The organism is Mesorhizobium sp. WSM3626 (genome assembly GCF_000513935.1).
Lineage (GTDB): Bacteria > Pseudomonadota > Alphaproteobacteria > Rhizobiales > Rhizobiaceae > Mesorhizobium > Mesorhizobium salmacidum.
On sequence record NZ_AZUY01000050.1, the window covers coordinates 18,960 to 39,167 of the forward strand.

The 20,208-nt window shown below is 64.4% G+C and carries 23 protein-coding genes; 12 read left to right on the forward strand and 11 right to left on the reverse strand.

Features of this window, described 5'->3' with window-relative positions; translation table 11 throughout:
- Positions 1-50 precede the first annotated feature (50 nt).
- From M653_RS0126005 to M653_RS1000000137840, 3 genes are read right to left on the reverse strand one after another with little or no spacing between them, the layout of a single operon-like run.
- Complete coding sequence (locus M653_RS0126005; RefSeq protein WP_027145953.1) at positions 51-3,398, reverse strand: error-prone DNA polymerase; 3,348 nt, start codon at positions 3,396-3,398, stop codon at positions 51-53.
- Positions 3,395-4,873: a DUF6504 family protein gene (locus tag M653_RS0126010; protein WP_027145954.1), complete on the reverse strand. Its 1,479-nt coding sequence runs from the start codon at positions 4,871-4,873 to the stop codon at positions 3,395-3,397. Before M653_RS0126010 ends, M653_RS0126005 begins: the two co-directional genes overlap by 4 nt.
- Positions 4,815-5,858 carry a hypothetical protein gene (locus tag M653_RS1000000137840; RefSeq protein ID WP_027145955.1) on the reverse strand — a complete coding sequence of 348 codons (1,044 nt, stop codon included), beginning with the start codon at positions 5,856-5,858 and terminating at the stop codon, positions 4,815-4,817. The genes M653_RS0126010 and M653_RS1000000137840 overlap by 59 nt, the downstream gene beginning before the upstream one ends.
- A gap of 578 nt (positions 5,859-6,436) precedes the next feature.
- Here M653_RS1000000137840 and M653_RS0126020 point away from each other — a divergent pair.
- The 3 genes from M653_RS0126020 to M653_RS0126030 all read left to right on the forward strand — a co-directional run bounded on the left by M653_RS0126020 (position 6,437) and on the right by M653_RS0126030 (position 7,729).
- On the forward strand, positions 6,437-6,859 hold the full coding sequence (locus tag M653_RS0126020; RefSeq protein WP_027145956.1) for a metallopeptidase family protein: 423 nt from the start codon (positions 6,437-6,439) through the stop codon (positions 6,857-6,859).
- Positions 6,860-7,113: 254 nt separating this feature from the next.
- Positions 7,114-7,434, forward strand: a complete 321-nt coding sequence (locus M653_RS0126025; RefSeq protein WP_027145957.1) for a type II toxin-antitoxin system RelE/ParE family toxin — start codon at positions 7,114-7,116, stop codon at positions 7,432-7,434.
- 13 nt (positions 7,435-7,447) lie between these two features.
- On the forward strand, positions 7,448-7,729 hold the full coding sequence (locus M653_RS0126030; protein WP_027145958.1) for an XRE family transcriptional regulator: 282 nt from the start codon (positions 7,448-7,450) through the stop codon (positions 7,727-7,729).
- 19 nt (positions 7,730-7,748) lie between these two features.
- On the opposite strand, the gene M653_RS0126035 is transcribed toward M653_RS0126030, so the two are convergent.
- Both M653_RS0126035 and M653_RS0126040 read right to left on the reverse strand, forming a co-directional pair.
- Positions 7,749-7,955, reverse strand: coding sequence for a DUF1737 domain-containing protein (locus tag M653_RS0126035; protein ID WP_027145959.1), 207 nt, complete (start codon positions 7,953-7,955; stop codon positions 7,749-7,751).
- A 37-nt stretch (positions 7,956-7,992) separates the two neighbouring features.
- Entirely contained in the window at positions 7,993-8,883 is an 891-nt protein-coding gene (locus tag M653_RS0126040) for a CoA ester lyase (protein ID WP_027145960.1), read from the reverse strand.
- A 440-nt stretch (positions 8,884-9,323) separates the two neighbouring features.
- On the opposite strand from M653_RS0126040, the gene M653_RS0126045 reads away from it, so the two are divergent.
- Genes M653_RS0126045 through M653_RS0126060 form a run of 4 tightly spaced genes read left to right on the forward strand, consistent with a single transcriptional unit; the run spans position 9,324 to position 13,183 of the window.
- Positions 9,324-9,716, forward strand: coding sequence for a DUF4153 domain-containing protein (locus M653_RS0126045; RefSeq protein ID WP_245262352.1), 393 nt, complete (start codon positions 9,324-9,326; stop codon positions 9,714-9,716).
- A gap of 3 nt (positions 9,717-9,719) precedes the next feature.
- Complete coding sequence (locus M653_RS0126050; RefSeq protein ID WP_027145962.1) at positions 9,720-10,412, forward strand: response regulator transcription factor; 693 nt, start codon at positions 9,720-9,722, stop codon at positions 10,410-10,412.
- A complete protein-coding gene (locus M653_RS0126055) occupies positions 10,403-11,992 on the forward strand; it encodes an ATP-binding protein (RefSeq protein WP_027145963.1) in 1,590 nt (529 codons plus the stop codon). The genes M653_RS0126050 and M653_RS0126055 overlap by 10 nt, the downstream gene beginning before the upstream one ends.
- A 24-nt stretch (positions 11,993-12,016) precedes the next feature.
- Positions 12,017-13,183: an FAD-binding oxidoreductase gene (locus M653_RS0126060; RefSeq protein ID WP_027145964.1), complete on the forward strand. Its 1,167-nt coding sequence runs from the start codon at positions 12,017-12,019 to the stop codon at positions 13,181-13,183.
- A 176-nt stretch (positions 13,184-13,359) separates the two neighbouring features.
- On the opposite strand, the gene M653_RS0126065 is transcribed toward M653_RS0126060, so the two are convergent.
- The 6 genes from M653_RS0126065 to M653_RS0126085 form a co-directional block, all read right to left on the reverse strand.
- The gene (locus M653_RS0126065; protein ID WP_027145965.1) at positions 13,360-14,085 is read right to left on the reverse strand and encodes a DUF72 domain-containing protein; all 726 of its coding nucleotides are present in this window, start codon (positions 14,083-14,085) and stop codon (positions 13,360-13,362) included.
- Positions 14,061-14,498 (reverse strand): SRPBCC domain-containing protein, encoded by a 438-nt coding sequence (locus M653_RS1000000137845; protein WP_348626254.1) that lies wholly within the window; start codon positions 14,496-14,498, stop codon positions 14,061-14,063. Before M653_RS1000000137845 ends, M653_RS0126065 begins: the two co-directional genes overlap by 25 nt.
- Positions 14,434-14,646 (reverse strand): hypothetical protein, encoded by a 213-nt coding sequence (locus M653_RS1000000137850; RefSeq protein WP_245262357.1) that lies wholly within the window; start codon positions 14,644-14,646, stop codon positions 14,434-14,436. The genes M653_RS1000000137845 and M653_RS1000000137850 overlap by 65 nt, the downstream gene beginning before the upstream one ends.
- Before the next feature lie 40 nt (positions 14,647-14,686).
- The gene (locus M653_RS0126075) at positions 14,687-15,133 is read right to left on the reverse strand and encodes an SRPBCC family protein (protein ID WP_027145966.1); all 447 of its coding nucleotides are present in this window, start codon (positions 15,131-15,133) and stop codon (positions 14,687-14,689) included.
- Positions 15,133-15,450 carry a metalloregulator ArsR/SmtB family transcription factor gene (locus tag M653_RS0126080; RefSeq protein WP_084636878.1) on the reverse strand — a complete coding sequence of 106 codons (318 nt, stop codon included), beginning with the start codon at positions 15,448-15,450 and terminating at the stop codon, positions 15,133-15,135. Before M653_RS0126080 ends, M653_RS0126075 begins: the two co-directional genes overlap by 1 nt.
- 75 nt (positions 15,451-15,525) lie before the next feature.
- Entirely contained in the window at positions 15,526-15,981 is a 456-nt protein-coding gene (locus tag M653_RS0126085; protein WP_027145968.1) for a GNAT family N-acetyltransferase, read from the reverse strand.
- A gap of 155 nt (positions 15,982-16,136) precedes the next feature.
- Between M653_RS0126085 and leuD the strand changes: the two genes are divergently transcribed.
- From leuD to M653_RS0126110, 5 genes are all read left to right on the forward strand, one after another.
- Entirely contained in the window at positions 16,137-16,742 is a 606-nt protein-coding gene (gene leuD / locus M653_RS0126090; protein WP_027145969.1) for a 3-isopropylmalate dehydratase small subunit, read from the forward strand.
- Between the two features lie 54 nt (positions 16,743-16,796).
- Positions 16,797-17,729, forward strand: a complete 933-nt coding sequence (locus M653_RS0126095; protein ID WP_027145970.1) for a hypothetical protein — start codon at positions 16,797-16,799, stop codon at positions 17,727-17,729.
- 256 nt (positions 17,730-17,985) lie between these two features.
- Positions 17,986-18,990 carry a L,D-transpeptidase gene (locus M653_RS0126100; RefSeq protein ID WP_027145971.1) on the forward strand — a complete coding sequence of 335 codons (1,005 nt, stop codon included), beginning with the start codon at positions 17,986-17,988 and terminating at the stop codon, positions 18,988-18,990.
- A gap of 171 nt (positions 18,991-19,161) precedes the next feature.
- Positions 19,162-19,545: a RidA family protein gene (locus tag M653_RS0126105; RefSeq protein WP_027145972.1), complete on the forward strand. Its 384-nt coding sequence runs from the start codon at positions 19,162-19,164 to the stop codon at positions 19,543-19,545.
- Positions 19,546-19,558: 13 nt separating this feature from the next.
- Positions 19,559-19,909 carry a VOC family protein gene (locus M653_RS0126110; RefSeq protein ID WP_027145973.1) on the forward strand — a complete coding sequence of 117 codons (351 nt, stop codon included), beginning with the start codon at positions 19,559-19,561 and terminating at the stop codon, positions 19,907-19,909.
- The last annotated feature ends 299 nt before the right edge of the window (positions 19,910-20,208 follow it).

Below are 20,208 nucleotides of genomic sequence, written 5' to 3' on the forward strand. Positions count from 1 at the left end.
TCTACGGCGCTGGCCCGCCAGCGTTTGATGATGAGGGGCCCGGCCCGCGCCTACTGAAAATTGCGCCCCTTGGGCATGACCCTTTCCGCCTCTTCCGACAGCATAGCGAGGTCCTGTCCGACTTTCGGTGTTGCGGGTTGGCTGGAGCGATCCGGGTCATTGGCGGTGCGGTCCGAAGGATCGGCGGCTGGCGGTGCGGCCGCACTGACCTTTTCCAAGAGCACGGTCAGCCAGGGCGTCAGGTCCTCGATCTTCTCGGCGACGATGTGGACGACACCTGATTCCGACTGAAGTTTTCCGCTGACCTTGACGAAGCGCGCGCCCATGACGATGGGCCGGAAGCGGGTAAAAGTTCTTTCCCAGAAGATGACATTGGCGACGGCCTTGTCGTCTTCCAGCGTGAGAAAGATCGCGTTGCCCTTGCCGGGGCGCTGGCGCACCAGCACCAGACCGGCAACGGAGACCCGCCTGCCGTCGCGCACGGACGGCAGGCTGGCATTGGGGGTGACGCCGGCGCGGTCGAGCCGTTCGCGCAGGAAGGCGACCGGATGCGCCTTCAGCGACAGGCCGAGCGAGCGGTAATCGTGGATGACATGCTCGCCGAGCGGCATTTTCGGCAGCTTCGTCCGCGGCTCCAGCTCGCGCAGGCCGAGCGCCGGCTGGTCGAACAGCGGCAGCTTCTCGGCGGCACTCTTGCCGTCGAGCGCGCGGACCTCCCAAAGTGCCGCGCGGCGGTCGAGGCCGATGGACCGAAAGGCGTCGGCCTGCGCCAATTTCTCGATCTCGTCGACATTGAGGCCGGAGCGCAGCCAGACATCCCGGACGGTCGAGTAGCCGGCGCCGCGCCGCTCGACGAAAGCCTCCATGCGTTCCTTGGAAAGTCCCTTGACCTGCCTGAAGCCGAGCCGCAGCGCATGGCTTGTCTCGATGACACCGCGCATGTCGGCATGGCGCGGCAGGATGCGGGCCGGATCGAAAGACGCCTTTTCCAAAGTGCAGTCCCAGATCGAGAAATTGACGTCGACCTCGCGGATGTCGACGCCATGGTCGCGGGCGTCGCGCACCAGCTGCGCCGGCTGATAGAAGCCCATCGGCTGCGAGTTCAGGATCGCGGCGCAGAACACGTCGGGATAGAAGGTCTTGAACCAGCAGGAGGCGTAGACGAGCAGCGCGAAGGAGGCGGCATGGCTTTCGGGAAAACCGTATTCGCCAAAACCCTCGATCTGCTTGAAGCAGCGCTCGGCGAAGTCCTTCGTGTAGCCCTTGCCGACCATGCCGTCGATCATGCGCTGGCGGTAATTGCCGATGGTGCCGGTACGCTTGAAGGTGGCCATGGCGCGGCGCAATTCGTCGGCCTCGCCCGGTTTGAAACCGCCGGCAACGATCGCGATATTCATCGCCTGTTCCTGAAACAGGGGCACGCCAAGCGTCTTGCCGAGGATCGCTTCCAGCTCCGGTTTTTGATACTCGGCCGCTTCCTTGCCTTGCCGGCGACGCAGATAAGGGTGGACCATGTCGCCTTGGATAGGGCCGGGGCGTACGATCGCCACCTCGATGACGAGGTCGTAGAATTCGCGTGGCTTGAGACGCGGCAGCATCGACATCTGCGCGCGCGATTCGATCTGGAAGACGCCGAGCGTATCGGCACGGCAGATCATGTCATAGACACGTTGGTTCTCCGCCGGGAGAGTGGCCAGCACATAGGGCCGGCCAAATTCGTCTCGCGCCTTCGGATAATGGTCCGTGAGCAGGGTGAAGGCGCGTTGCAGGCAGGTCAGCATACCGAGCGCCAGCACATCCACTTTCAGGATCTTCACCGAGTCCAGATCGTCCTTGTCCCATTCGACCATCTTGCGCTCGTCCATCGCCGTCTTGACGATGGGCACGATCTCGTCGAGCCGGTCCCTGGTGATGACGAAGCCGCCGACATGCTGGGAGAGATGGCGGGGAAAACCCATGATCTCGTTGGCGCGCTCCATCACATGCCGCGATATGGGGTCGCTGCGGTCGAGGCCGCCGGCCCTCGCCTCCTTCTCGCCGAGTTCCGAGGTCGACCAGCCCCAGATCGAGCCGGAAAGCGATGCCCGGACATCCTCCGACAGGCCCATCGCCTTCGACACTTCGCGCAGCGCCGAACGGCCGCGATAGCTGATGACGGCGGCGGCAAGGGCGGTGCGCTTGGAGCTGTATTTCTCGTAAATGTACTGGATGACGGTTTCGCGCTTTTCGTGCTCGAAATCGACGTCGATATCAGGCGGTTCGTTCCTTTCCTCGGAAATGAAGCGTTCGAAAAGCGAATTGATCTTTTCCGGCCCCACTTCGGTGATGCCGATGCAGAAACAGACGACCGAGTTGGCGGCCGACCCACGCCCCTGGCAAAGAATATCCTTGCTGCGCGCGAACTTGACGATGTCGTAGACGGTCAGGAAGTAACGGGCATAGTTGAGGCGCTCGATCAGAGCGAGCTCTTCCTCGATGCGCTTGGTCACGGATTCAGGCACACCTGCCGGGTAGCGGTTGACCGCTCCCTCCCTTGCCAACCTTTCCAGCTCCGCCTGCGGGCCGAGGCCCGATTCCGTCGGCTCGTCGGGATAATTGTACTGGAGGTCGCTGAGCGAGAAGGTCAGCTCTTCCCCGAAACGCAGCGTCTCCGCCAGCGCTTGAGGATGCCGGCGGAACAGGCGCGCCATTTCCAGCGGCGGCTTCAAATGGCGTTCGGCATTGGCGGTCAGTTTCAGCCCCACCTCGGCGACCGGAACATTGAGGCGGATCGCGGTCAGCACGTCCTGCAGCGGGCGGCGTTCGGCCGTGTGATAGAGCACATCGTTGGTCGCCATCAGCGGGATGCCGGCACTCTCGGCAAACGCCGCCGCCTGCTCGATCCGGAAGCGATCATGGCCGGCATAACAGGGTGAGACGCCGAGCCGCAGGGCCCTGCCGAAGCGGTCCTGGAGTTGGCGGAGCAAAGCCAGGCTGTCCTGCGCGCCGGCCGCCAGATCGGGCAGGACCGCCAGCGACATCCGGTCGCCCCATTCGAGCAGGTCGTCGCGCCGGAGCAGGGTGGCGCCCTTTTCGGTCTCGTCGCGCAGATTGGCCTGGGTGAGCATGCGGCACAGATGCCCCCAGCCCTTGCGGTCCCTTGGATAGGCGAGAATGTCCGGCGTGCCGTCACCAAAAACCAGCCGGCAGCCGGGGTGATAGGCAAGCTTTTCGACCTTGGCCTCCTGCCAGGCGCGCACCACACCGGCCACGCTGTTGCGGTCGGCGAGCCCGATCGCGGAGAAGCCCATGAGCTTGGCCGCGACCACCAGTTCCTCGGGTTTGGAGGCGCCGCGCAGGAAGGAGAAGTTCGACTGGATGCCGAACTCGGCATAGGGGATGACGGTCAGCGCGTTCATGCGAAGACCCCGTGCATGAACCAGCGCGGCGGGATCTGCGAGACGCCGCCGTACAGGCCTTGCCGGTAGAGCCAGTAGCGGCGGCCATCGGCATCCTCAATGCGGAAATAGTCGCGTGTCGATGCCGCCGGATCGCCTGGCGCCTCGCGCCACCATTCGGCGGCGATGCGCTCCGGACCTTCGGCACGCGTAACGCGGTAAAGCGCGCGGCGCCAACGAAAATGCAGCGGCGGTCCCTCCGGCATTTCGGTGGCCGGCACATCGATGGGCTCGGGCGCGCGGAACAGCCGGATCGGCCGTTCCGGCGGGAAGATGGTCATCGGCGCCTGCATCCTGTCCGGCTTCTTCGGCGGCGTGGTCCGGCGCGGCGCCTCGCTGAAGGGGACGATGGCGACGGCGCGTTCGGGCAGATGGCTTTCCACGGGAACCGGCTGCAGAACAGCGCCCTCGCCGAGGCGGGCGCGGATACGGTCGGCGAACAGGGCGATGTCGGCGCCATCATCCACCGCTTCACCGGTCAGATCGGTCTGCTGCGTGTCGAAAGCGGCGACGGCCAGCACCGAGAGGCGCACAAGGTCGAAGCCATAGCCGGCATCGATATGCTGCTCGAGCGCGGCCAGCCGCTCATGGAACAATTTCCGGATCAGCAAGGGTTCGCGCATCGGCCGCGAGGTGCCGAGCGCGATGCGGCTGACGGCGCCGTCGACGCGAAAGAGCAGCAGCGCCAGCGTCCGGGCGCCTTCGCCGCGGCGTTCGAGGTCGGTCTTCAAGGTCGTCGCCAGCATGCCCACCAGCCGTTCTATCTCCTCCGTCAGCGTGATGGGCTCGGCGAGATGGCGTTCGACCGAAAGCGGCGCGACGGGAAGGCGCGGCGAGATCGCTTCGTCGAGACGGCCGAACGCCTGGTCGAGGCGCTGGAGCAGCAAAGCGCCGAAGCGGCGGGCGAGCGGCGCGCGCGGCGCGGCCATGACGGCGCCCGCCGTTCGCAGCCCCACACTTTCCAGGCTGGTCCGGGTTTCCGGCGCTATGCGGAGGGCGGCCAGCGGCAAGGGGGCAAGCAAGGCTTCCTCCTCGCCCGATACAACGATGCGGTCGCCGCAAAAGCGTGCCGCCGCCCAGGCCGCCCCGGGCGTACCGGCAAGCCCGGCGCGGACGTCGAACCCCTGGTGGAAGAAGCGCGACAGTATTTCGTCCAGCATGGCGCGTTCACCGCCGAACAGATGGGTGCAGCCGGTGACGTCGAGGAACAGGCCGTCGATGCTGTCCAGCGCGACCAGAGGCGTGTAGCGGTCGCACCAGTCGGCAAGGCCCTCGAGCAGGCGCCGGTCGGCCTCCGGATCGGCTTCGACGATGTCGATCGACGGATGCATGGCGCGCGCATCGGCAATCCCCATGTCGCGCTTCAGGTGCAGCGCCTCAGCCCGCTCGTCGAGGGCCGAAATGCGCTGCGCGTTGCCCTGGCGTTGGCTGATCACGAGCGGTGGGTGAGATGGCCGCGGATGATCCGACGGCCGGGAACGCCAGGATTTCCCCAGACGCTGCCGCAGGATCCTTTCGGTCGCCAGATAGGGAAACCACAGGGACAGGATTCTCTGCCCATTCGCTTCCTCCACCGCGTCTTTCCTCGCCCCTTCTTTCCTCGAATCTGCGTTCATCGGGGTTCCACTCCAGTGTGAATTGTCCAGGCAGGGCCGTGCGGCTCTTGCCGATGCTGATGGTGAAGGCGGGGTGGCCGATCGAGCCGGCGAGCGGCCCGGCGACCGTGGCGCGCGGCACGGCCGGCGCCGAGGCGGCGATCAGACGGACAGGCGCCGCCGTCGGCTCCGGCTCGGCCGCCTGCCGCAGCAGGAACACCGGCCGGCCGGCAGCTTGCGCCCTTGCATGCAGCCGGCGTGTCGCGGTCAGGTCGAGCCGCTGCGGATTGCCACGGATTTCCAGGATAACGGCGGCAAGCGCGGTCATCCTGGCGGCTTCCTCGGCGACCCACAGCGCATCGACAAGCCTGGGCGCCTCGGAAAACAGCAATTGCCNGGGCTCGATGCCGAAGCAGGCATGCAGCCCCCTGGCGTAGGGAAAGCCGGCCTCGTGGAAAATTTCCGATGTCCCGACCCATAAGACGGGCAGCCCCTGCGCCCGATTGAGGATCAGGCTGACGAGCGACAGAGCGAAGCCGGCGACGGCTCCCGCATCGCGGGTTTCCAGGCCATGGATTTCGGTCAAGGCGGCTTTCGGCAGGCCGCCGCTGAGCGCGGCATCGAGCCGCTCGATGCCGATGGGCAGGAAAGCATCCGGCAAGGCCGCGGCAAGGCCGCGACGGACGATCGTCAGGTCGCTGCCGGGGCCGGCATCAAGGGTTGCCGCCGCCGGCGCCTGCAGGCGCTCGGGCAGCGTTCCCTCTATTTTCGCGATCTGGCGGCGCAGGGAAAAAACAGTCTCCCGCGCCACGGCGGTCATCGCCATGACGGTCAGCTTCCACTCACAATTGTTCCTGTTATGTTCTCTAGGATTCCAGAGGCGATCCGAAGAGTCAAGCAGAGTCATGAGGAATTTATTCCTGCACGTATCGGCACATGAGTCCGACATTCATATGTCCGCACGTCACCATGAGGTCGTCATGCCTGGGCGAAGCAGCCGCGCAGCGGCGCCGCGGAGACCCTGGGATCCAGGCCGCGACCTTGGCCGTGAAGTGCAGCGGAGCAAAATTCTGCACCGTGGCAGCGCACCGGAGTCCCGGCATGGATTCCGGGTCTGCGCCGCGTCGCTGCGCTCCTTGCTCCGCCCCAGAATGACGAAGTGACGGGCGTTTCCTCGCCAATCGCCAACGTATTCGTCAACGAGGCTTCCTAGCCGCGAGATTAACGCGGCCACCAAATGAGACGCCCTGGCCGGCGCTGCGCGATGGTGGAAGGTCCGGCATGAGTTCTCCTGATACATGGCCGGACGCGATTCCCCGGCAGCGGCAAAGCGCCGGCAGAAATTGCCGCGCCATTTGCCTGGACCGGCACGAAAGCCTATATGCCGGGATCAAAGGACAAAGCATGGCCCGCATCTACAAGACCCGCACCTGGCATGGCGAACTTGCGCCCTCGATGGAGGAACTGGAGTTCCTGGCCCTGGAGGCCTACGCCCATCTGCCGGAGGAATTTCGCAAGCTGACCGGCGAGATCGTCATCCAGATCGCCGAATTCCCGACCGACGAGATCATGGACGATTTGTCGCTGGAGACGCCGTTCGACCTGCTCGGCCTGTTCGAGGGGCGCGGCATCGCTGAACGCTGGAACCCGCAAACCGGCGAAGGCCCGAACCGCATCACCCTCTATCGCCGCGCCATGCTCGACTACTGGGCCGAAAACGAGGAATCGCTGGGCGACATCGTCACCCACGTGCTGATCCACGAGATCGGCCACCATTTCGGCCTGTCGGACGATGATATGGAAAAGATCGAAGAGGCTGCTGACTAGGCCGTACCTTCGTCACCCTAGGGGTCTGCGCGGCCTCGCTTTGCTCCTTGTTTTACCCTAGCAGGACTAAGGGAGGGAGGGCCTTTCCCTATCCACTCGCTGAGCTGGGTGTCCGGCCCGTATTCCTGAACGTCGATATCCCCGACCATGGCCTGGTCGCAGCATGGGTCGGTGAGCCGCCGCTATAGTCATCAATCGGCCGCTGGCGGGTCACTGTCTTGCGCAATTATACAAGTTTTGATATACGTCTGCCAATGCCAGTGACGAAGCGCTTAGAGTTTCTCGGAGATTCTCTTGCCCAACTCCGGGATTTTCCAGAGGCGGCGCGCAAGGAAACAGGCGTCCAGCTGCATAAGGTGCAACTCGGACTTGAACCAAGCGACTGGAAGCCGATGACGACGGTCGGCCTGGGTGTGCGGGAAATCCGCGTCCGCGACGACGCCGGCGCGTTCCGAGTGCTTTACGTTGCGAGCATAGGCGATGCCGTCTATGTGCTGCACGCCTTCCAGAAGAAGACGCAACAGACGCCGAAACGAGACTTGGATCTTGCCGCATCGCGGCTCAAGCAAATCTAGTGGAGATCCGACGATGGAACGTCAGAGTTTTGAAAACGTGTGGGACGCACTGGAAGGCACTCCGGCCGAATCCGCCAACATGACTATGCGCTCCAACTTGCTGATCGCGATCGAACAGCGGGTGCGGAGCTGGGACGTTACCCAGGCCGAAGCAGCCAACCGGCTCGGGATTACCCAGCCACGCCTTAGCGACCTCCTGCGGGGCAGGATCACGAATTTCAGTCTGGACACGTTGATCAATCTTGCCGCACTGGCCGGACTTACCGTGCGTCTTGATATTGTCGAGGCCGCCTGATGCTCTCCTTGCCTTCCCCCTACCAGTCGCTGAGCTTGGTATCCGGCCCGTATTCCTGGCCGTCGACATCCTTCACCACGGCCTGGCCGCAGCGCATGGTCTTGGCTTTCTTGTCATAGGCGTAGGTCGGCGAGCCGAACAGATGCCAGCCCTTGTTCAGCGCCGCCGTCACCTTATGGCAGAAGCTGGCGTCGTCCGGGGCGGTGAGAAAGCGGTAGAGTTTCATCGTCCAATTCCTGTCATGTATCCCAAGCCGGCGAATATCATGCGCCGATGGCGGCGGCCTTCGCCAGCAGTTTTTCGGCCTGCGCCAGGTGCAGCCGCTCGACCATCCTGCCATTCAGCGCGATGACGCCCTTGCCGCTGTTTTGCGTCAGCGCGAAGGCATCCTTCACCGCGCGCGCCTCGGCCAGCGCCTGCGCCGACGGGGCGAAGGCACGGTTGGCGGCCTCGATCTGCGATGGATGGATCAGCGTCTTGCCGTCAAAGCCCATGGCGGCGGCCTGAGCGCACTCGCGCGCAAACGCATCCGGATCGCGAAAGTCGTTGAACACCCCGTCGAGCATGTCGAGGCCGCCGGCGCGCGCCGCCAGCAGCATCTGCATCAGCCATGGCAGGAGATAGGCGCGGTCCAGCGTCGCCAGCACGCCGGTATCCTTGATCAGGTCATTCGTTCCGGCAATGAAACAATCCAGCCGCGAGGCGGGGTCACGGCCGAGTTCGGCGATGGCGCCGATGTTGAGCATGGCCTTGGGCGTCTCGATCATCGCCCATAGTTTCACGGTGTCGGGAGCAAAATTGTCGTCCAGCACATCGCCGACCTCGAGCACGTCGCGCGGTGTGTCGACCTTTGGCAGCAGGATGCCGTCCGGTTCCGCCTTGGCGACGGCCGCAAGATCGTCGGCGCCCCATTCGCTGGACAGCGCATTGACGCGCACCACCATCTCGCAGCGCCGGCCATTGTGGTCGGCATCAGGGCGGTTGGCGAAAATGCCGGCCAGTTTTTCGCGCGCGGCGATCTTGTCGGCGGGGGCGACGGCGTCCTCCAGATCGATGATGACGGCGTCGCAGGCAAGCTGGGCGATCTTGGCCAGCGCCTTCTCGTTGGAGGCCGGGACATAGAGCACGGAGCGGCGCGGGCGGTAGGGTTCCATGTCCGATCTATGCCGCGTGTGGTTGGTCGAGGCAAGCGTCCGCCCGGTACCTGACACGCGCCAACCGCGAAAGCTTGCGCTGCCCCTTGCCTGTCCGTCCTCTGCAGCAGTTGCGGAAGGGAACCCTTCCTCTCCCCCGTCGATCGCCTAGTCCGGAGGGAGAGGAAAGGAGCCTGGCTGGGGCGGCGCCAACGTCCGGAACCGATGGCGGGCAGCGCACCAGCGCTGCACGAAAACTGCACTCGCCTGCGGAAAACCTCCTCCGATCCGCCGCATCGCTTCCCTACCAGCCTGCGAGACAGGCGGCATGCACAAGCGAGCAAAACCCCGTCTGCCCTATCGGCTGCGCAGCGAAGGCTGGTGGCTGGTCGACCCGCCACGCGCCAAGCCCGCCGCAATTGTCATCCCCTTTGTCCGCCCGCATCGCGCTCGGAAAATCCATGGCCGCGGTCCGCCAATCTTCCGACGTTATCCCTAGCGCTTATGCCTGCTGTTTCATCAACGTCGCCGTGCTGATCGCCAACTACAATGTCGACCATTCCGTTGAAATGACCGGCCAGGGCATTCCCCTCGACGCCTGGTATCTGCGCTCGCTCGGTCCGGGCGCGTTTCCGGCACTCGATCGCTTCTTCGATCATCAGAACAAGACCCCGGACGCGGGCGCTGTCCGCGAACTTGAAGGATTGCGGGCCAGCGACGAAGACTGGTATCGCAGCGTCCAGCGGAACTGGCGTGGCTGGCGCTTTCGTGACTGGCGCCTGCTTCGATATCTCGACAGCAAGGGGTCGCTCGTGCTTCCTCAGCCTTCGCAACCTTCCTTGCCGGACCGCTGACCGATGCCGCATCACATTCTTGTCGCCGACGATGACCCGCATATCCGCGAAGTGATCTGTTTCGCGCTGGAAAAGGCCGGCATGAAGACGGCTGCCGTGTCGGATGGCGCCGCCGCCCTGCAGGCGATCGAACGGCACACGCCCGACCTTGTCGTGCTCGACATCGGCATGCCGGAGATGGACGGGCTGGAGGTCTGCCGGCGGCTGCGCCAGCGATCAGACGTGCCGGTGCTGTTCCTGTCCGCGCGCGACGAAGAGATCGACCGCATCCTCGGGCTCGAAATGGGCGGCGACGACTATGTGACAAAGCCGTTCAGCCCGCGCGAGCTGGTCGCCCGCGTCAACGTCATCCTGCGGCGCGCCCGCCCGGCAGGGCCCGAACCGGTTGACGACAGGCAATTTACCCATGGCAAGCTCACGCTAGTGCCGGCCAGCCATAGCGCCGGCTTCGACGGCCGGCCGCTTACCCTGACCGGAATAGAATTCTCGATCCTGAAAGGGTTTCTGGCGCGGCCCACCCATGTGCTCGATCGCGACGCGGTGATGGCCAGTGCCTATGCCGGCAAGATCCATGTCGCCGACCGCACCGTCGACAGCCATATCCGCAACATCCGCGCCAAGCTGGCGGCGGTCGGATGCCTGGATGCCATCGAGACGGTGCACGGCGTCGGCTTCCGGCTCGGCCGATGCGGCTGACGACCTCAAGCAAGTGGAGCGGCCGCAAATGGCGGCCGCGCCTCGCCACGGTCGTCGTCGCCATCCTGATCCTGGTGATGGCCCTGCCGCTGGTCGGCCTGTTCTTCTTCCGCCTCTACGAAAACCAGCTGATCCGCCAGACCGAGGCGGAGCTGATCGCGCAGGGTGCGGCCATCGCGGCCATCTATGCGCAGGAGGTGCGCGACGCCGGCATTTCACCGGAGAAGCTCGGCGTGCCGATGCCTGAGGGCAGCGCGAGCCGAGGCGCCGATTCGCCTTATCGGCCGATCGAGCCGCAGCTCGATCTCGCCTCGGATTACGTGCTTGCGACCCGGCCGGCGGGGACGCCCGCCACGGCCGATCCAGCCTTCGCCGCGATCGGCGCGCGGCTGACCGGCATTCTCGACGCGACGCAGAAAACCACGCTGGCCGGCTTCCGGCTGCTTGATCCCACAGGTGTCGTCATTGCCGGGCGCGACGAGATCGGGCAGTCGCTTGCCGAGGTCGAGGAGGTGCGTGAGGCGCTCGCCGGGCACTATGCCAGCGCGCTCAGGCTGCGCATCCCCAACCAGCCGCCGCCGCCGCTCTATTCGGTCAGCCGCGGCACCAGGGTGCGCGTCTTCGTCGCGCTGCCGGTTGCCGTCGACGGCAAGGTCGCCGGCGTGGTCTATGTCTCGCGGACGCCCAACAACATCATAAAACATCTCTATGGCGAACGCGGCAAGGTGACAGCGGCGGCGATCGCCATCCTCGGCGGCACGCTGCTCATCGGCCTCGTCTTCCTGCGCACCGTCAGCCGGCCGATCTATGCGCTGATCGACCGCACCCAGCGCATTGCCGCCGGCGAGCGCGGCGCGATCCGGCCGCTCGACCATCATGGCACGCGCGAAATGGCCGAATTGTCCGCCGCCTTCCTCGACATGGCCGAAAAACTGCAGGCGCGCTCGGACTCAATCCAGACCTTCGCCACCCATGTCTCTCATGAACTAAAGTCGCCGCTGACGGCGATCCAGGGCGCTGCCGAACTGCTGCGCGATTCCGGCTCGGCGATGGACGATGACGAGCGGCGGCGCTTCTCCAACAATATCGTCACCGATGCCGGGCGGCTCAATTTGCTGGTGCGGCGGCTGCTTGACCTGGCACGGGCCGAAAACCTTGCACCGAGCGGCGAAAGCACCTCCGTCGGTGCGGCGCTGGCGCTGCTTCCCGTCGACACCAGGCTCGCGGTTCGCGTCGAGGCAGGCGGCGATCTGGCCTTGCGCATATCGGCCGAGAACGGAGCAATCGTATTTGGCAATCTCATCGACAATTCGGCCCGGCACGGCGCGACGCAAGTTTCGATCACTGCCGCAAGCGCCGGCGGCAAGGCGACGCTGCTGGTCAGCGACGATGGCGCCGGCATTTCGCCAAGCAACCAAGCGCGCATTTTCGAGCCGTTCTTCACCACGCGCCGCTCTACCGGCGGCACCGGCATGGGGCTGGGCATCGTGCTGGCCCTCCTGAAAGCGCATGATGGTACGATCCGGCTGGTTGACACCGAGCGCGGCACGCGCTTCGAGATCACTTTGCCGGTCGCGTAAGACGGACGGCGGATCGGAGAAAAAGTGCGCTACGACATCGTCATCATCGGCGGAGCCATCGTCGGGTCCTCGGTCGCCTACTATCTGCGCGAGGAAGGGTTTTCCGGCTCGATCGCGCTGATCGAGCGCGATCCGCAATTCGCCCATGCGGCGACGACGCTGTCCATGGCGTCGATCCGCCAGCAATTCTCCATTCCGGAAAATATCCGCCTGTCGCAATTCACGCTGAAACTGTTCCGGCGGCTGAAGGAAGAATTCGGCGCCGAAGCCGATATAGGTTTTCGCGAGGGTGGCTATCTCATCCTTGCCGGCGAGGCCGGGCTGCCGATCCTGAGGGCCAACCACGCGGCGCAGGTCGCCGAGGGCGCAGACATCCTGCTCGAGGACGCCGACCAGCTGACGCGCCGCTTCCCCTGGCTGTCGGCCGAAGGCATCACCGCCGGCGCCTACGGCCGAAGCGGCGAAGGCTGGTTCGACGCCCATGCGATGCTGATGCTGTTCCGCAAGGCGTTGCGGCAGAAGAAGATCGACTTCATCAGCGCTTCGGTCTCCGGCATCGAGCGGCAGGGCGACCGCGTCACCGGCGTCAGCCTCGACAATGGCGAGCGGCTGGAGGCCGGCACCGTCATCAATGCCGCCGGGCCGAACGCCGGCAAGGTCGCCGCCCTTGCAGGGCTGGCGCTGCCGGTCGAGCCACGCAAGCGCAACGTCTTCGTCTTCGAGGCGCGCGAGAAATATGCCGACATGCCGCTGCTGGTCGATCCCTCCGGCATCTATGTCAGGCCGGAGGGATCCGTCTACCTCACCGGCGGCGCCGAGCCGGAAGAGGGCGACGGCCCGGCCAATGCCGGGGATTTCGAGGTCGACTGGCCGCTGTTCGAGGAGGTGATCTGGCCGGTGCTGGCGACCCGCATCCCGGCCTTCGAGGCCATCAAGCCGACGCGCGCCTGGGCCGGGCATTATGACTACAACACGCTCGACCAGAACGCGGTGATCGGCCCGCATCCCGCGGTGACGAATTTCCTCTTCGCCAACGGATTCTCCGGCCACGGCCTGCAGCAGGCGCCGGCGGTCGGCAAGGCGCTGGCCGAGTTGATCGTACATGGCGGCTATCGGACGATCGACTGCTCGGCGTTTGGCTACGCGCGTATCGCTGAGGGAAGAGCGTTCCGGGAATTGAATGTGATTTGAGGCGGGGCGGGCATGCCTCTCCCTTCTCCCCTTGTGGGAGAAGGTGGCCTCGCGAAGCGAGGTCGGATGAGGGGTGTTCCAGCTTGGCAAGGACGGCGATCCGTCACGCACCCCTCAACCGTCTCGGCGCTGCGCGCCGATCCACCTTCTCCCACAAGGGGAGAAGGAAGAAGCGTCTACGCCATCATCGCCTCAACCCTAAGCGCATTGCCCAGCGCATTGCCTCCGGCCGTGTTGTCGAAGATGCCCCAGACCTCGGCACCAGAAGCGGCCGCTGCCTGCATCTGCCGGCTAAACAGGTCGAGGCTTTCGGCATCGTAATCGGAGTAATAGACGCGCGGCGCGCCGTGCCAGCGGAAGTAGGCGAGGCCAGGCCAGCCGCCCGGCACCGCGGCAGATGGCACCGGAGCGGGGTCGGCGGCGACACGCGCAATCCGGCGATCGGCCAGAAGCGCTTCAGCGTCCGGTTCGAACCAGCCGGGATGCCGCGGCTCGCAGACCAGCCTGACCTTTGTTCGCCTGCTGTCGAAGAAACGGCGCGCGACAACCGGCTCGAAGGGCAGGCTCGGCGGCAGCTGCACCAGAAGCACGCTCAGCTTTGCGCCGAGACCTTCGACCTGCTGGAGAAAGCTTTCCAAAAGCTCGTCGCAGTCGACGAGACGGCGCTCATGGGTGATCGCCTTCGGCAGCTTGACGGCGAAGTGAAAGTGCTCCGGCACGGCGCGCGCCCAGCGCTCGTAGGTCTCGCGGCGATGCGGCTTGTAGAAGGACGTGTCGATCTCGACGATCGGAAAATGCCGGCCGTAGCGTTCGAGATGCGATCCGGGTTGCGGAAAATCTTGCTGGTATCGTGTCGGAATGCCCCAGCCGGCCGTGCCTATGAAGCATGCCTGTTTTGCCATGCATTGGATGTGGACCGGACGAGGTCCGGGTCAAGGCGGACAAAGGGTATGCAAAGCAGCGACCCGCGGCTCACGCAGCAACCCGCCTTCCGGCCTCGACGTGCGCTTGAGCCAGGCCAGCACCCGCGCCCACCCCTTTGCATGTTCGGCCGCCGCCTCATGCAGCCCGGCAAAGCCGCCATGCAAATGGTGAGGCGCGTGCCCCTTGAAATCGGCTCCAGCAGCCAGGCGACCGTGGTTGGCCGCCGGCCAAGCGTAGGATGGTCCCACTGATAGGCCCGCGTCTGCACGATCCGGCGCGGCGCCTCGATTTCGAGGAATTCGCCGCTGGCCGGCAGGTCCATGCTGTCAGCGGTGCGGACAATAACGGTCCAACGGCCGCCGACGCGCGGGTCGGCCGACCAGTCGACCATCCGGTAGGTCTCGGCTGACCCCCCACCATTGCTCTACCTCCTTGCCGATCAGCGCCTCGAAGATGCGTTCCGGAGGTGCTTCCATCTCGGCGGATGCCATGACGGTCTCGCCATTGGTCATGCTCCGTACCCTGAGAGCGTGCATCATGGATGTCTCCACGGATTTGTTTCGCTAGCGAAACGAGCCTTCACCCTTTCGATAGCGGGCGCTCGAACCCCTTGCCGGTCTCGAGCAAGCTCTTGAGGCTGGCCAGCACCAGCGGCCAGCCCTTGGCAACGTTGCCGATCAGCTTGTGCGGCCCGTCCGCTTCATGGGTGACGGCAAGCTTCATCAGCTCGCCTTCCTGTTCGATGCTGAAGGTGCAGCGCGTGTAGCCGTCTTCCCTGATCTCGGGCATCCATTCGTTACGCCATTTTATGACCAGGCGTCGCGGCGGGTCGATCTCGAGGATCTCGCCGCTGTCGGCGACTCGCCCGTCCGGGAAGATCAGCTTCCAGCTGGAGCCCACTTTCCAATCGCTCTCCTGATAGGAGCAGAGGAAAAACTGCCGGTTGAACTCCGGGTCGGTCAACGCTTCCCAGAGCTTTTCGGGCGTGGTTCGGATATAAGTCACATAAACGAAGCTGTTGCTCATCAGTCTTCCCTTTCGAGGCGTTTCTTCAGCTCGCTGAGGGCTGTCAGCCGCCCCCGCTCGAATTTGCCGATCCAGCGTTCGGCGATCTCATTGATCGGAACCGGATTGAGGTAGTGCTCCTTCTCCCGGCCCCGGCGGATGGTGGTGACGAGGTTTGCTTCCTCCAGGATCGCCAGGTGCTTGGTCACCGCCTGGCGGGTCATGGCCATCTCAGCGCACAGCGCATTCAGCGTCTGCCCATTCCTGGCATGGAGGCTGTCCAGCAATTGCCGGCGTGTCGGGTCCGCCAGGGCGCGAAAGGCTGCATCCATGCTCATGGCTTTAATATGCAACCAAATGGTTGCATGTCAAGCGGCAAGATGCCCGTTGTTGGCCGTAGGCGGGAGAAGAAATCAGCGCTTGCGGGAGATCCAGAAGGCGTCGGGCATACGTTTCATGCCGATGCGTTCGTAGAAGCCGACAGCGTCGGGCATCGAGATCAGGCTGATGGCGACCGACGGTCCGAGCTGCCGGGCAACCTCGTCCATCAGCCCCTTGCCGATGCCCAGGCCTTGCGCCTTGGCCGAGACGGCGAGATCGGAGATGTAGCAGACCCAGGAAAAGTCGGTCAGGCAGCGGGCAACGCCAATCAGCGGCTTGGCTTCCATGTCGAGAGGGGCCATGTCGAGAGGGGCCATGTCGAGACGGGCGGTCACGATCAGGTTGGCGCCTTCCATCATCGCCTTCAGCCTTGCCTCGTCATCGACGGGCCTGACTTCGCCGAGACCGGATTCCACCAGCACGCGGCGGAATTCGGGAATGCCGAGCGTCGGTTCGCGCGCGTAGAGGACGTGGGCGTTTTCTGCCATGGGACCAGACTGCACCATCGGGCGGCGATTTCGAAGCCGTTTTTGTGCGGCACCCTCTTGCCGGCACCCACAAACAGTTGCCTTTTATTTGCGCGCGGCTTTGTGTAAACCGGGCCCCAGCAAATCCCCCGCAACGAAAAACACGGGCCAAAGCCATGGAAAAATTCACCAAGCTCACCGGCGTCGCCGCTCCCATGCCGATCGTCAATGTCGACACCGACATGATCATCCCGAAGGATTATCTCAAGACGATCAAGCGCACCGGGCTTGGCACCGGCCTGTTCGCCGAGATGCGCTACAATGACGACGGTTCGGAAAATCCGGATTTCGTGCTCAACAAGCCGGCCTACCGCAAGGCGCAGATCCTGGTCGCCGGCGACAATTTCGGCTGCGGCTCGAGCCGGGAACACGCGCCATGGGCGCTGCTCGATTTCGGCATACGCTGCGTCATCTCGACCTCGTTCGCCGACATCTTCTACAACAACTGCTTCAAGAACGGCGTGCTGCCGATCACCGTCAGCCCCGAGGACCTGGAGAAGCTGATGGACGACGCCTCGCGCGGCTCCAACGCCACTCTGTCGGTCGATCTCGAAGCCAAGGAAATCCGTGGTCCGGACGGCGGCGTGGTCACCTTCGACCTCGACGATTTCAAGCGGCACTGCCTGCTCAACGGGCTCGACGATATCGGCCTGACCATGGAAAAGGCCGGCGCCATCGCCTCGTTCGAGAAGAAGAACGCCGAACTGCGCCCCTGGGCCTGAGCGGCGAATAGACCGGTCCTTTCGGGCCGAGCGGCGACCGAGGGAGGGACAGTCATGACACGTTTGCTTCTGGCCGGCGTTTGCGCTTCGGCGGTGATGTTTCTGACGATCGCGGGCGCGCATGCACAGACCGGCACTGTGCTCGTGCCGGCCGGCGATGCGTCCGGCGCCGCCGACCAGGGCGCGTCAAGCACGGGCAACGTGGCGCTGGCCGAGGATGACAAGCAGGCGCCGATCCCGTTCGAGGGCGGTCAGCTGACCATCACGCAGCCGGAGCAGGACGGCGAAAAGGTGCTGGCCTATGACGGCAAGCAACTGGCCAGCAACTACGATGTCTTCTTCGACAAGATCGTGGAGGTCGGCGGCATCAAGGTGGCGCTGTTCAATGTCGGCGATGGCGGCAATCAATGCGGCCCGGCGACGGTGATCGTCTGGAAGCCAGAAGGCGGCGAGATCCAGGGCACCACGGTCGAGCAGGACGAGTGCGGCGCGCCGCCCTCCGCGGTGTCCGACAACGCCATTTATTTCGTGCCGTATCTCCTGCCGGGGGACCAGAAGCCGGCGCTGCAGTGGTCGCCGACGGATGGGCTGACGATTTCGGGCAATCTCACCTACATGCCGGAACCCGGCACCGACTGGAAAGACATTGATCCGGAAAAGTACCAGAACATCATCGACGCCTTCCACAATGAGGCCGTCTACAAGGAAGCCGAAAAACTGCTCGGCAAGGACATGCCCGACATGGCGACCAGCCTGCTGGTCGGCGGCGGCACGGAAAAGACCGCGTCCGGCGCCGTCTACGCCAGCGGCTGCGTGCCGCATGATTGCGGCGGCAATGACGGCTTCATGGCGGTCGACCCGGCCAAGCACCAACTCTATTTCGCCCGCCGCGGCGACAACGGCCAACCGAACGCCTGGCCGGCGGTGGCGACATGGCCGGCCGACGTGAAGGAGGCGCTGGACAAGGCGCTGGGGTCGGCGAATTAGCTAAAGCATTTCCGGCGAAAACAGGGCGAGGCGAATTTCCTCCGGCTTACGCGCGACAACCGTCCATTGTTGCCGACGCGCGCAGGACTGCGGTTTATACGCCGTTCTTCCTTTGAGTGCCGCCGATCGCCGGCGCGGAGATCGAGGATGGTCTTCGCCCAACCCGCGTCAACGGCGATATTCGTGGGGCAAATGGAACCAGATCGGCCGCGCGGCGTCATAGAAGCAGCTTCGCAGCAGTGCCTGGAGTAAATTGATGGTCAGGCTCGTTCTTCTGGCGTTTGTTTTGTTGGCCTTCGCATCTGGCGCCACGGAGGCGGCAAAGCTGGACGCAGCCGCCATCAACAATGCTCAATTCGGCGAAGCCGCAACGAAGGGCGTCGATGCGACCGTGCTGAAGGCACAGATCCTTTTGGACCGCGCGCGGTTCTCGCCTGGCCTGATTGATGGCCGCCAGGCGGAGAACTTCACCAAGGCGGTGCGGGCATTTCAGGCGGCCAACGCGCTGCCCGCCGATGGCAAGCTCAACCGGGAGACCTGGGACAAGCTGGCCGCAGCCTCACCAGGCCCGGTTCTTGTGAATTACGAGCTGACGCGCAAGGATGTCCGTGGACCGTTTACCAAGCGCATTCCGGCCGGTATGGAAAGAATGGCTCGCCTGCGCAGGCTCGGCTATCGCAGTTCGCTGGAACGGACCGCAGAGCACTTCCACATCAGCGAACAATTGCTGCGAAGGCTCAACCCGGGCATCAGCTTCAGGAGGGCGGGCGCAAAGCTGCTGGTGCCGGCTATCGCCCGAGGCGATCCGCCCTCAGCCGTTGCGAATGTCGAAGTCGACAAGGCCGCGCGCCAAGTTCGCGTTCTCGACAATTCCGGCAAAGTGGTTTCGGTCTACCCCGCCTCGATTGGAAGCGAAGAGAAGCCGGCGCCGAGCGGCGAGGCACAAGTCACACGCGTGGTCCACAATCCCACCTATCACTATGATCCCAACTTCGCGTTCAAGGGGGTCAAAACCAAAAGGCCCTTCACCATCGCCGCCGGGCCTAACAATCCTGTCGGATCGGTCTGGATCGACCTGTCCATTGAAAGTTACGGGATTCACGGCACGCCCGAACCAGCCAAGATCGGGAAGACCTTTTCGCATGGTTGCATCAGACTGACCAATTGGGATGCCGAAGACCTGGCCCTCGAGGTGCACAAAGGCACAAGGGTTGTCTTCACCGGAGAAACGGCTGAATCGGCCAACGACCAACCGGGCTGACGCATGACGGGCAATTGAGATCCCTGAGCCGCACGGAGAGCACCTCACGGTAGCCGGCGCACGAGCTGGCATATCGACGTCACAGGTCCTGCACCGTCGATCCATTCGTCTTGGCCCTTGGCGGGATCGGCGTTTTCCCCACAGAGTAGCTGCAACCATGCGAGGTCCTTCATGCGCAAGCTCATCTCCACCGGTTCGCCGTTCGAAAAGACCGCCGGCTATTCGCGTGCGGTAGTGCAGGGCGACTGGTGTTTCGTGTCCGGCACCACCGGCTATGACTATGCGACCATGACGATGCCGGAGACGGTCGAGGCGCAGACACGCAACTGCCTGGCGACGATCGGCAAGGCGCTGAAGGACGGCGGCTTTGACATGGCCGATGTGGTGCGGGCGCATTACTACGTCACCGACCAGGCTTTCGTGGACGTGGTCTTCCCGATCCTCGGCGAGACGTTCGGCGACATCAGGCCGGCGGCGACTATGATCGTCTGCCAGCTCAACAAGCCGGAAATGAAGATCGAGATCGAGGTGACGGCGCTGCGGCGTACGGCCTGAGGAGACCTACGCCATGAAGGTCAGGCGCATCGTGGCCAATATCGAGACACCGAACGCGGCGGCGGCGAACCGTTTCTACCATGGCGTGCTTGGCCTCGACATCCTGATGGATCAGGGCTGGATCGTCACCTACGGTTCCGAGGAAACGATGCAGGTGCAGGTCAGCTTCATGGCGCAAGGCGGGTCCGGTACGCCGGTGCCGGACCTGTCGATCGAGGTCGATGACGTCGACGCGACGCTCGAGGCCATGAAGGCCGCCGGTTTCGCCATCGAATATGGGCCGGCCGACGAACCCTGGGGCGTCCGGCGCTTCTATGTGCGAGATCCCCTTGGCCGGCTGGTCAACATTCTCTCGCATCGGTGAGGGCATGCCGGCGGGACAGCGCGCGTGAAGACCCTGAGATGCCGGCGGGACAGCGCCCCCCTCTGGCCTGCCGGCCATCTCCCCCTCAAGTGGGGAGATTGACGTCACCTCGGCTTTCGCCAATCTCCAACAACGAACGAGGAGGCGAGGCGGCGAAGCTGCCAATCTCCCCATTAGAGGGGGAGATGCCCGGCAGGGCAGAGGGGGGCGCGAAGGATCGCGGCGATAGGTCGTTCGTCCTCCCCTTGCGCTGCAACCGCTTGGCGTTTAGCAAGGCCGCGGTTCAAATTCTTTTCTGG

Coding starts and splice junctions, on each gene's coding strand:
- M653_RS0126080 (WP_084636878.1), bottom strand. CDS start 15,450: ATGAGCATGGATGCAGCCTTTCGCGCCCTGGCGGACCCGACACGCCGG.
- M653_RS0126035 (WP_027145959.1), bottom strand. CDS start 7,955: ATGAAACTCTACCGCTTTCTCACCGCCCCGGACGACGCCAGCTTCTGC.
- M653_RS0126105 (WP_027145972.1), top strand. CDS start 19,162: ATGCGCAAGCTCATCTCCACCGGTTCGCCGTTCGAAAAGACCGCCGGC.
- M653_RS1000000137845 (WP_348626254.1), bottom strand. CDS start 14,498: ATGGTCGACTGGTCGGCCGACCCGCGCGTCGGCGGCCGTTGGACCGTT.
- M653_RS0126040 (WP_027145960.1), bottom strand. CDS start 8,883: ATGGAACCCTACCGCCCGCGCCGCTCCGTGCTCTATGTCCCGGCCTCC.
- M653_RS0126005 (WP_027145953.1), bottom strand. CDS start 3,398: ATGAACGCGCTGACCGTCATCCCCTATGCCGAGTTCGGCATCCAGTCG.
- M653_RS0126030 (WP_027145958.1), top strand. CDS start 7,448: ATGGAACGTCAGAGTTTTGAAAACGTGTGGGACGCACTGGAAGGCACT.
- M653_RS0126050 (WP_027145962.1), top strand. CDS start 9,720: ATGCCGCATCACATTCTTGTCGCCGACGATGACCCGCATATCCGCGAA.
- M653_RS0126075 (WP_027145966.1), bottom strand. CDS start 15,133: ATGAGCAACAGCTTCGTTTATGTGACTTATATCCGAACCACGCCCGAA.
- leuD (WP_027145969.1), top strand. CDS start 16,137: ATGGAAAAATTCACCAAGCTCACCGGCGTCGCCGCTCCCATGCCGATC.
- M653_RS0126065 (WP_027145965.1), bottom strand. CDS start 14,085: ATGGCAAAACAGGCATGCTTCATAGGCACGGCCGGCTGGGGCATTCCG.
- M653_RS0126025 (WP_027145957.1), top strand. CDS start 7,114: ATGCCAGTGACGAAGCGCTTAGAGTTTCTCGGAGATTCTCTTGCCCAA.
- M653_RS0126095 (WP_027145970.1), top strand. CDS start 16,797: ATGACACGTTTGCTTCTGGCCGGCGTTTGCGCTTCGGCGGTGATGTTT.
- M653_RS0126100 (WP_027145971.1), top strand. CDS start 17,986: ATGGTCAGGCTCGTTCTTCTGGCGTTTGTTTTGTTGGCCTTCGCATCT.
- M653_RS1000000137850 (WP_245262357.1), bottom strand. CDS start 14,646: ATGATGCACGCTCTCAGGGTACGGAGCATGACCAATGGCGAGACCGTC.
- M653_RS0126055 (WP_027145963.1), top strand. CDS start 10,403: ATGCGGCTGACGACCTCAAGCAAGTGGAGCGGCCGCAAATGGCGGCCG.
- M653_RS0126085 (WP_027145968.1), bottom strand. CDS start 15,981: ATGGCAGAAAACGCCCACGTCCTCTACGCGCGCGAACCGACGCTCGGC.
- M653_RS0126045 (WP_245262352.1), top strand. CDS start 9,324: ATGGCCGCGGTCCGCCAATCTTCCGACGTTATCCCTAGCGCTTATGCC.
- M653_RS0126020 (WP_027145956.1), top strand. CDS start 6,437: ATGGCCCGCATCTACAAGACCCGCACCTGGCATGGCGAACTTGCGCCC.
- M653_RS0126110 (WP_027145973.1), top strand. CDS start 19,559: ATGAAGGTCAGGCGCATCGTGGCCAATATCGAGACACCGAACGCGGCG.